The organism is Streptomyces sp. NBC_01352 (assembly GCF_036237295.1).
GTDB classification, from domain to species: domain Bacteria; phylum Actinomycetota; class Actinomycetes; order Streptomycetales; family Streptomycetaceae; genus Streptomyces; species Streptomyces plumbiresistens.
In genome coordinates, this window is record NZ_CP108354.1 from 5917961 (window position 1) to 5927522 (window position 9562).

The 9562-nt window shown below is 70.6% G+C and carries 14 protein-coding genes; 13 read left to right on the forward strand and 1 reads right to left on the reverse strand.

The window, feature by feature from the left end:
• Positions 1-49 precede the first annotated feature (49 nt).
• From OG252_RS27585 to OG252_RS27620, 9 genes are all read left to right on the forward strand, one after another.
• Entirely contained in the window at positions 50-943 is an 894-nt protein-coding gene (locus OG252_RS27585; RefSeq protein ID WP_266437359.1) for an alpha/beta hydrolase, read from the forward strand.
• A 37-nt stretch (positions 944-980) separates the two neighbouring features.
• Positions 981-1235 carry a MoaD/ThiS family protein gene (locus tag OG252_RS27590; RefSeq protein WP_266437362.1) on the forward strand — a complete coding sequence of 85 codons (255 nt, stop codon included), beginning with the start codon at positions 981-983 and terminating at the stop codon, positions 1233-1235.
• A gap of 2 nt (positions 1236-1237) precedes the next feature.
• Positions 1238-2398 carry a hypothetical protein gene (locus OG252_RS27595; protein ID WP_329339448.1) on the forward strand — a complete coding sequence of 387 codons (1161 nt, stop codon included), beginning with the start codon at positions 1238-1240 and terminating at the stop codon, positions 2396-2398.
• Between the two features lie 142 nt (positions 2399-2540).
• Positions 2541-3278, forward strand: a complete 738-nt coding sequence (locus OG252_RS27600) for an LmeA family phospholipid-binding protein (RefSeq protein WP_329339450.1) — start codon at positions 2541-2543, stop codon at positions 3276-3278.
• Positions 3279-3496: 218 nt separating this feature from the next.
• A complete protein-coding gene (locus tag OG252_RS52380; RefSeq protein WP_350310325.1) occupies positions 3497-3577 on the forward strand; it encodes a putative leader peptide in 81 nt (26 codons plus the stop codon).
• Positions 3578-3707: 130 nt separating this feature from the next.
• Positions 3708-4547, forward strand: coding sequence for a sulfurtransferase (locus tag OG252_RS27605; RefSeq protein WP_266437367.1), 840 nt, complete (start codon positions 3708-3710; stop codon positions 4545-4547).
• Between the two features lie 30 nt (positions 4548-4577).
• Complete coding sequence (locus OG252_RS27610; protein ID WP_004986406.1) at positions 4578-4865, forward strand: DUF1416 domain-containing protein; 288 nt, start codon at positions 4578-4580, stop codon at positions 4863-4865.
• A gap of 256 nt (positions 4866-5121) precedes the next feature.
• A complete protein-coding gene (locus OG252_RS27615; protein WP_266437369.1) occupies positions 5122-5382 on the forward strand; it encodes a DUF3099 domain-containing protein in 261 nt (86 codons plus the stop codon).
• A gap of 10 nt (positions 5383-5392) precedes the next feature.
• A complete protein-coding gene (locus OG252_RS27620) occupies positions 5393-5779 on the forward strand; it encodes a VOC family protein (RefSeq protein ID WP_266437372.1) in 387 nt (128 codons plus the stop codon).
• Here the strand turns inward: OG252_RS27620 and OG252_RS27625 are convergent.
• On the reverse strand, positions 5773-6135 hold the full coding sequence (locus OG252_RS27625; protein ID WP_266437374.1) for a DsrE family protein: 363 nt from the start codon (positions 6133-6135) through the stop codon (positions 5773-5775). The two genes, OG252_RS27620 and OG252_RS27625, sit on opposite strands and share 7 nt — an antisense overlap.
• Positions 6136-6237: 102 nt before the next feature.
• Between OG252_RS27625 and OG252_RS27630 the strand changes: the two genes are divergently transcribed.
• From OG252_RS27630 to OG252_RS27645, 4 genes are all read left to right on the forward strand, one after another.
• Entirely contained in the window at positions 6238-7017 is a 780-nt protein-coding gene (locus tag OG252_RS27630; RefSeq protein WP_329339453.1) for a hypothetical protein, read from the forward strand.
• A complete protein-coding gene (locus OG252_RS27635; protein WP_329339455.1) occupies positions 7014-7814 on the forward strand; it encodes a hypothetical protein in 801 nt (266 codons plus the stop codon). Before OG252_RS27630 ends, OG252_RS27635 begins: the two co-directional genes overlap by 4 nt.
• Positions 7811-8728, forward strand: a complete 918-nt coding sequence (locus tag OG252_RS27640; protein WP_443068431.1) for a hypothetical protein — start codon at positions 7811-7813, stop codon at positions 8726-8728. Before OG252_RS27635 ends, OG252_RS27640 begins: the two co-directional genes overlap by 4 nt.
• A 245-nt stretch (positions 8729-8973) precedes the next feature.
• Positions 8974-9549: an FABP family protein gene (locus tag OG252_RS27645; RefSeq protein ID WP_329339457.1), complete on the forward strand. Its 576-nt coding sequence runs from the start codon at positions 8974-8976 to the stop codon at positions 9547-9549.
• Positions 9550-9562: the final 13 nt, after the last annotated feature.

Genomic DNA, 9562 nt, shown 5'->3' on the forward strand with positions numbered 1-9562 from the left:
GACCCGGGGGCTACGCTGCCCGAGTCCTCTGCCTAGGAGAATAGCCCACATGAGCACCGGAGCGGCAGGTCATGTGGCGGGTTCCACCGTTCGTCCGAACTCCGAGACGAGCAGACGCGCACCTTTGCGGACGTTTCTGTACACCGCCGATGGGATTTCCATTGATTCCGTATACGACCCGGGAGTGGTCGTATACGACGCCGGACGGCCACCTTCCCGTGATCTGGTGTTCGTCATCGCGCACGGTTTCACCGGCGACGTGGACCGCCCGCACGTCCGCCGCATCGCGCAGGCGTTCGCCCAGTACGGGGCCGTGGTCACCTTCTCCTTCCGCGGCCACGGCGCCTCCGGCGGGCGCTCGACGGTCGGCGACAAGGAGGTGCTCGACCTCGCCGCCGCGGTGGAGTGGGCGCGCTCCTTCGGGCACGCGCGCGTGGCCACCGTCGGGTTCTCCATGGGCGGCTCGGTGGTGCTGCGGCACGCGGCACTGTTCCCGCCGGAAGGATCGGAGCGAGGATCCGAGCGAGCGGGGCGCGAGGGGCGCACGGAAGCGGGAACGGACGCGGTGGTTTCGGTGAGCGCTCCCGCCCGCTGGTACTACCGGGGCACGGCCCCTATGCGCCGCCTGCACTGGCTGGTAACGCGCCCCGAGGGCCGCCTGGTGGGCCGCTACGGGCTCCGGACGCGCATCCACCACCGGGAGTGGAACCCGGTGCCGCTGTCCCCGGTGGAGGCGGTGCCGCGGATCGCGCCGACGCCCCTGCTCGTCGTCCACGGCGAGCAGGACGGCTACTTCCCGGTCGACCACCCCCGCATGCTGGCCACCGCCGCCGGTGACCACGGCGAACTCTGGCTGGAGCCCGGCATGGGCCACGCCGAGCACGCGGCGACCGACGAGCTGCTGGCCCGGATCGGGGACTGGGCGCTCTCGCAGCCGGGCTAGCCTGACCGTGTACACCGCCGATTGATTGAGGAACCCGATGGCAAAGGTCACGGTGCGCTACTGGGCGGCCGCGAAGGCCGCGGCCGGGATCGCCGAGGAGCCGTTCGACGCGGCCACGCTCGCCGAGGCGCTCGACGCCGTGCGCGGGCGACACCCCGGCGAACTCGTGCGCGTCCTGCAGCGATGCTCGTTCCTCGTCGACGGTGACCCCGTGGGCACCCGCGGACATGAGACCGTACGGCTGGCCGACGGCGGCACGGTCGAGGTGCTGCCGCCGTTCGCAGGAGGGTGACGATGAGCGACCAGCCGTATGACGGCGGTACGGGCCCTGCCCCGTACCAACAGGGATACGAGGGATACGAGGGATACGAGGGGTACGACCCGTACTGGCAGCAGGCCTACGAGGATCCGCAGGCCGCCCAGCAGTACACGCAGCAGTGGCAGGGGCAGACCTGGGAGACGCAGGTCCAGCAGCCGGTGCAGGCCGTGCAGCCAGTCCAGTCGCCGGCGCAGGCCGAGACGGCGTACATGCCGCAGCAGGCGCCCGTCCAGCAGGCGCCCGTGCAGCCGGCGTACGCGTCCTACGGAGGGCCGCAGCCCCAGGCGCAGGCTCCCCAAGCACCCCAAGCACCCCGAACGCCCGCATCCGGGGAGACGACCTCTGGCTACGGCCCCGCCACCGTCGCCGGCAACGCCCGGATCACCGACGCGCAGCGGGCCCGCCTCGAGGGGCGTTCCCCCATCATCGAGCCCGGCATGCAGCCCGCCGCGCTCACCGCGCTGCTCGGCCTGCTCCTGTCCGGCACGGCGGCCATCGGGTCGTACGCCCTCCTCGTACCGCTCGTCGTCCTCCAGGCCGTCACGGCGGCCGGCTGGTTCCGGCTCAACGGCATGTGGCCCGCCCGGCAGGGCATCGCGCTGGCGTTCCTGGGCGCGCTGGCGGCGGACGCGGTACTCCTCGCGGCCGGCCGCGAGCACGGGCCCGCCGCGATCCTCGGCACGCTGGGCGTCTGGGTCCTGCTCTCCCTCGTCCTCCAACTGCGCTCGCACGCCGAACCGGACGAGCGGATGTACGGCCTGATGGCGACGGTCGCCTCGGCGGCCCTGGCGATCATCGCGGCCGGGCACCTCGCGGCCGACCCGGACGCGGTCACGGTCGGCGCGGCCGCGGTGGCGGTCGCCGTCCTGGCCCGCGCGCTGCCCCTGCCGACCCAGGCCTCCGTTGCCGTCTCCCTGCTCGCCGCGGCGGGCGCGGGGATCGCGGTCGGCCAGCTGACGGGGCTCGGCGCGAAGGGCGCGCTGCTCGGCGGGGGCGCGGCGGTGTGCGCGCTGATCGGTCACCGGGTGGCGAGCTACGACTACCCGTCGAAGTTCGTGCACTTCACGGCGGGCGTGGCACTGCCGCTGGCGGCGGCCGCACCGGCGGTCTACGTGCTGGGGCGGGCGCTGGCCTGACGCCGCCGGGCGGTCCGTCGCTCCTGTCACAGCTGATCGACAATTCCCCGGCCCCCGTCCGGCACGGGGTTAGTCTCACGCTCGACGGCCACCCGTCCGTCAACCGACCGTCGTCTGACCGCCGTCGTGGGGGACACACCGCATGCGCGCACTGCGAATACTTCTGATCCTCGTCGTGATCATCGGCGGCCTCTTCGTCCTCGCCGACCGTCTCGCGGTCAACTTCGCGGAGGACGAGGCGGCGGACAAGCTGAAGACCACCGAGGGCCTGGCCGCCACCCCCGACGTCTCCATCAAGGGCTTCCCCTTCCTCACCCAGGTCGTCGGCGGCGTGCTCGACGACGTCGAGGTCGACATCCAGGACTACGAGGCGGACACCGGCACCACCGGCGGAACCATCCGTATCGACGACCTCAAGGCGAACATGAGGGGCGTCGAGTTCTCCGGCGACTACAGCTCCGCCACCGCCGACAGCGCCACCGGCACCGCGTCCATCACGTACGACGAGCTGCTCAAGACCGCCAAGGCCGAGCCCACCCAGGTCGCCCCCGGCGTCACCGCCGAGATCGTCGGCCTCTCCGACGGCGGCAACGGCAAGATCAAGGTCGAGATCGACGCGACGGTGCTCGGTACCGAGCTGCCGGAGCCGGTCTACGTGCTCAGCTCGGTCACCGCCGAGGGCGACACCGTGAAGGTGCACGCCGACACGCTGCCCTCGTTCGCCGGCGTCGACCTCGCCGAGAACCGGGCCCGTACGGTCACCGACTTCGAGCAGAAGATCGACGGGCTGCCCGGCGGCATCCAGCTCGACAAGGTGCAGGCGGCGCAGAACGGTGTGGAGATCACGGTGAAGGGTTCGAACGTCCGACTGGCCGGGTAGGACGAGGGCGGCGCTCGCGTGGACGGGGGATGTGGACAGTGGGTGTCCGAAAGGCGAGACGTCGCCGTCCGTAGAGCAGCTGTGAGGACGGACACCTCCGTCCGGGAACCGCGTCCCCATGCCCCGGGCGCTCAACGGGTCTCATATCCCGGACGATCGCGTCTCAAAATACGACACGCCGGTGACACGCGCACCCGTCCCTCCCTACGATCGACAGCATGAAGCGACAGGCGGATCTCACGAAGCGGCGGGCAGTAGACCTGTGCCGCGTCGCCGCCATGCTCTGTCGCACCTTCTGAGCGGAAGCGTCGCCTTCCGCATTCCCCGCCGCCCTGCCCAGGGCGTCCGCGCGCGTGCGCCGCTCACGGTCTGTCCGCGCGCCCCTCTCACTTGCACGCCCCGCCGTAACTGCCCCGGAGGAGAAAGAGCATGAGCCGCAGCGACGTCCTGGTCGACGCCGACTGGGTCGAGGCCAACCTCGACAACCCCAGCATCGCCATCGTCGAGGTGGACGAGGACACGTCCGCCTACGAGAAGAACCACATCCGCAACGCGATCCGCATCGACTGGACCAAGGACCTCCAGGACCCGGTCCGCCGTGACTTCGTCGACCAGGAGGGCTTCGAGAAGCTCCTGTCGGCCAAGGGCATCGCCAACGACACGCTGGTGATCCTCTACGGCGGCAACAACAACTGGTTCGCGTCGTACGCCTACTGGTACTTCAAGCTGTACGGCCACGAGAACGTCAAGCTTCTCGACGGCGGCCGCAAGAAGTGGGAACTGGACGCCCGCGAGCTGGTCGAGGACGTGCCCGAGCGCGCCACGACCGACTACAAGGCCAAGCCGCAGAACACCGCGATCCGCGCCTTCCGTGACGACGTCGTCGCCGCGATCGGTGCGCAGAACCTGGTCGACGTGCGTTCGCCCGACGAGTTCTCCGGCAAGCTGCTGGCCCCCGCCCACCTGCCGCAGGAGCAGTCGCAGCGCCCGGGTCACGTCCCGTCCGCCCGCAACATCCCGTGGTCGAAGAACGCCAACGACGACGGCACCTTCAAGTCGGACGAGGAGCTCAAGGAGCTCTACGCCGAGGAGCAGGTCGACCTCGCCAAGGACACCATCGCCTACTGCCGCATCGGTGAGCGCTCCGCGCTGACCTGGTTCGTCCTGCACGAGCTGCTCGGTGTGGAGAACGTCAAGAACTACGACGGCTCCTGGACCGAGTACGGCTCCCTCGTGGGCGTGCCGATCGAGCTCGGCGCCAACAAGTAACCCCGACCTGAACGACCTCTGGAGACAGACATGTGTGGAGCGAAGGCCGGCGGCCCGGACGCCTCGACGATCAAGCCCGGTGAGACCACGATCCAGGGTCAGGTGACCCGCGACGGCGAGCCCGTGACCGGTTACGTCCGTCTGCTGGACTCGACCGGCGAGTTCACCGCGGAGGTCCCGACGTCCGCGACGGGCCAGTTCCGCTTCTACGCGGCCGAGGGCACCTGGACCGTACGCGCCCTCGTGCCCGGCGGCACGGCCGACCGCACGGTCGTCGCGCAGCAGGGCGGTCTCGCCGAGGTCGCGATCGCGGTCTGAGGCAGAACCTGACGTCCGAAGGGCCGCACCCCGGGGTTGGACACCGGGGTGCGGCCCTTCGGCATGGGCGCCCACGGACCTACCCTGGAGGCATGTACGCACGGCGCCGGCACGTGCCCCCTTCTTGACGCGTCCCTCGCACTGCTTCGCAGGCTTCGGGGCCGCTGCGCCGGACTCCGTCCGTCGTCTCCCGTACGGGTTGGTGCCTTCGGCTCCTGAGTCTCGCGGTCGGCCGTGGCGGACCTACCCTGGAGCCATGTACGCACGGCGCCGGCACGTCTACTTCGCCATGATGGGGACCTGCATCGGGCTCTTCGTCCTGGCCTGGGGGGTCGTACGCCTCTGGTCGGTTCCCGTGGCGGTGGGGATGTGTGTGGTCGCCATGGTGATCCCCCCGGTCGCCGCCATGATCGCCAATCGTCGCGGCCCGGACGACCGCTGGTGGGACGACCCCTCCGGCGACCCGAAGTCCGACGACTGGTGGGACGAGCTGGACGGGAAGAGGCGTCCGCAGTAGGAAGAGGCGCATGTCGCCCGCGAGGCTGTCCACCGTGGTGCTCGACGCGCGTGACGCGCACGAGCTGGCCGGGTTCTACATGCGTCTGCTCGGGTACGAGGTGCGCGCCGAGGAGCCCGACTGGGTGCTCGTCGGCCCGCCGCCCGGCGCCGGGGGCACGGCGCTCTCCTTCCAGACCGAACCCGGGTACGTCCCGCCCGTCTGGCCCACCCGCAACCCCGGTGACCAGCAGATGATGCTGCACCTGGACATCGAGGTCGACGACCTGGAGGCCGAGACCGCGCGGGCCGTCGGCGAGGGGGCGCGGCTCGCCGTGTACCAGCCGCAGGACGACGTACGGGTGTTGTACGACCCGTCCGGGCACCCCTTCTGCCTCTGGGTCCAGGCGTCTCAGTAGACGAGCGCCTGCGTCTCGTCCCCCAGGGCCTCCTGGACGAACACCTGGGCTCCCGCGATGCGTACGCCCTTGATGACGTCCTTCTCCGTGATGTCCCGGCGGGCCGCGCACTGGGTGCACAGGGTGACGCGGCCGGCGGCCAGGACCGAGTCCAGGAGGTCGGGGAGCGGGGCCGCGTGCGGGAGCTCGAACTCGGCTGCCCGGCCCGGGAGGGCGAACCACGCGGATTCGCCGGTCAGCCACAGGGAGACGTCGACGCCGCTGGCCACGGCCACCGCCGCCACCGTGAACGCCTGCGAGCACCGCTCGGGGGAATCCGCCCCCGCCGTCACCTTGATCACGAGCTTCTTCGCCATGGCCGAATCGTAATCAACTCCCTTACAACTCGGCGCTTTGACCACGAGTCTCCTGTGGGCGCGCATACGGAATGCGCACTTCACGTTCTGTGGGGGGACGTCTTGGAAGTACCCGAAGAAGTAGCCGACGCCCCAGTCGCCCCGGTTGCTCCGGTTGATTCACAGGCCGCACCCCGGCCCAGGCGCCGCGGGCGCACCGCGCTGCTGATCGCCGGCGCCGCCGTCCTCGGCCTGGTCGCCGGTACCTGCGCCGGCTACCTCGTCCAGGCCGACCGCGAGCCGACCAGGCTGCCGCCGCTCTCGCAGCCGACGGTGCCGCAGGCGAAGGGCAAGGGGCCCGAGCCGCTGTCCGCCGCCCAGGACCGCCGGGTCAGGACCGACGGCGACCTGCGCAAGCTGCTGCTGAAGAAGCCGCGCGGCACGAAGGAGGCCGACTGGCTGGCCGGCTCCGACGGCTGGATGGATCTGGCCGCCTACGCCGACATGTACAAGTCGCCGGACGAGGCCTTCGACGACCTCGTCGGCGAGGAGTTCCGCCGGGCGGCCGTCACCGGCTGGAAGTCCGGCACGACCACCCTGGAGATCCGGCTGATCCAGTTCCGCCAGGAGGAGGCTCCCGCGGCCGCCGACGCGGCGGAGAGTGGCCAGTACTGGGCGGACGCCGAGGACGCCACCGACAGCTGGACCATCCCGGGCACCGGCAGCGGCACGGCGTACGTCCACACCGAACCGGAGACCGAGGCCGGTTACCTGCCGCTCTACAGCGCGGAGGCCCACGCCTGGCGCGGTGACGTCGCCATGGAGATCTGGATCTACGACACCAAGTCGATCAGCAAGAAGAAGATCATGGACCTCGCAAAGCGGCAGATGGAGCGGCTGTGACCGAGAACCAGAACGAGCCGGTTCCGAGCACGGAGACGCCGAGCAAGAAGCCCTTCCTCCGCGGCCGTGTCGCCGCCGTGGCCGGAGCCCTCGTGGTCGTCGGCGCCGTCGTCGCCGGTGTCGGCCACACCGTGGTGACGGTCGACGACGCCGACCGCGACGCCGGCGCCCCCGTCTGGAAGTTCCCGAAGACCACGGTCGAGGAAAAGAAGGCGGCCACCGCCGAGGGCCTCGCCGGTGTGCTCGTGCCGTACGGCACCGACGGCTGGATGCGTGGCCCCGATCTCGGCGAGTTCGGCTCCGACGCGCAGCTCAGCGGCGCCCAGGCGACCGCCCTGCGCAAGGAGTCGCTGAGCGACCTGCCCCGCACCCAGCGCAGGCAGCTGGAGAAGGAGATCGACCGGCAGCACATCACGGGCATGGCGATGCGCAGCTACCTCAGCTCGGACGCGAGTGCCGTCAGTGACAACGAGGGCATTTTCGCGGTGAGCATCGTGCTGGCGCAGATGGAGAGCCGGGCGGCCGTGCGGGACATGGCCACGTTCCAGAACGAGTTCCTCGACGCCCTGGACATCTTCCGCAAGGGACCCGAGATCAAGGGCCACAAGAACGCCGAGTGCTTCCTGCCGCCCGAGGACGACGACACGGACCTCGACACCATGTACTGCTCCGCCTACCAGGGCGACGTCCTGCTCACCGCCACCGCCGACGGCGTCAAGCCACTCGACACCAAGGGAGTCGCGATGCTCCTCGCCGAGCAGCTCGACCGCATAGCCGAACCGGGGGAGGCGGTATGACCGAGCACCCCTCCACCACGGAACCGGCGACGCAGCCGACAGCAACGGAACCACAGCCCGTCCTGCCCCCGCCCCCGCCTCCGCTCCCGCTCACGCCCCCCATGGCACCGCCCCTCCTGGCACCTCCGGCACCTCCCGCACCCCCCGCCCCCAAAGACCGCCGAGTCCTGCGCGCCGTTCTGCGCTGGACCGCCGCCGTCGTGGTGTGCGCGGCGGTCGGGGCGTCGGCGGCGTACGGGATCACGCGGATGGAGCGGACGGACGTACCGGGACTGGCGACGGAGTCGGACGGGCGCTGGGACTACCCGGCGCTGACGAAGCCGCCGCTGCCCTCGGGCAGCCCGGAGCCCTTCGCCGAGGCGAACAAGGCCGGCGCGCACCACGCCGACCTGCGGGCCCTGGTCCTGCCCGCCCCCGTGGGCGCCGCGGAGGACAAGGCGCTGCGCGGCTCGGACGGCCGGCTGGCGACGAAGGACTTCCTGGCGGCGTACGAGGCGGAGGAGCGCGAGGAGTTCCGGCAGCAGCTCACCGACGACGGCCTGCGGCACATCGCGGCCCGCGGCTGGACCACCGAGGACGGCACGCACACCCGGATCTACCTCCTGCACTTCGACACCGCGGCCGTCGTGGACGAGGCGTTCTCCACGGACATCGCCCCGTACGGCAGCCCCGGCCTCCTGCTGCGCGGTGCGGGCTCCTCCGTCTTCGACGAGGACTTCCCGGAGCAGGCCCGCGTCGACGACGTCCAGCGTTCGGTCTACACCGAGTCGAAGCCGTACGGCGCCGAGCACGTCCGGCAGGCGTACCTGGCCGCCGGTGACGTCCTCGCCGTGATCATCCAGTCCCGGAAGGGCACGGCGAAGGCCGTTCCGTTCCAGCAGACGGTGACCCTGCAGAGCCAGCTGCTGGGGTGATGCCCGCCAGGGCGGACCTCACGGAGAGAGCCGGGCCCCGGCCGCGTAAGCTGGGGCCCGGCTTTTGTGTACCGCCATCCCACTGTGTACTGCCATCCACGATCGTCCGAGGAGCACTCCGTGCTTGAGGTTGTCTTCGAAGCCCTGTTGGTCCTGGTCTGCGTCGGCGTGCTCGCGTTCGCCGGACTGACGGTGAAGAAGCTGTACCAGGGCCAGCGCTGACCCACGTCTAGGAACTGCTGCTCATGATCGAGATCCCGTCCGACCTCCACAAGGACCTGGTCCCCCTCGTCTTCCTGCTCGGCAACTGGGCGGGCGCGGGCGTGCACGACTTCCCCGGTTCCGAGAAGTGCAACTTCGGCCAGGAGGTCTCCTTCACGCACGACGGCCGGGACTTCCTGGAGTACCACTCCCACACCTGGGTGCTCGACAAGGACGGCAACAAGGTCCGTCCGCTGGAGTCCGAGTCCGGCTTCTGGCGGGTCGACGCCGACCGCAAGGTCGAGGTCACCATGGTCCGCAACGACGGTGTCGTCGAGGTCTGGTACGGCGAGCTGGCCAAGCAGAAGCCGCAGATCGACCTGGTCACGGACGCGGTGGCCCGTACGGCCGCCTCCGGCCCGTACACCGGCGGCAAGCGGCTGTACGGCTACGTCAACAGCGACCTCATGTGGGTCGGCGAGAAGCAGACCCCCGAGGTCGAGCTGCGCCCCTACATGTCGGCCCACCTGAAGAAGGTCGTCACCCCCGAGGACGTCGAGCGCTGGGCCAGGGCCCTCCCCGACGACATGCCGGACGACGGCATCGCCTTCTTCAAGTAGTCCTAGACTCTCT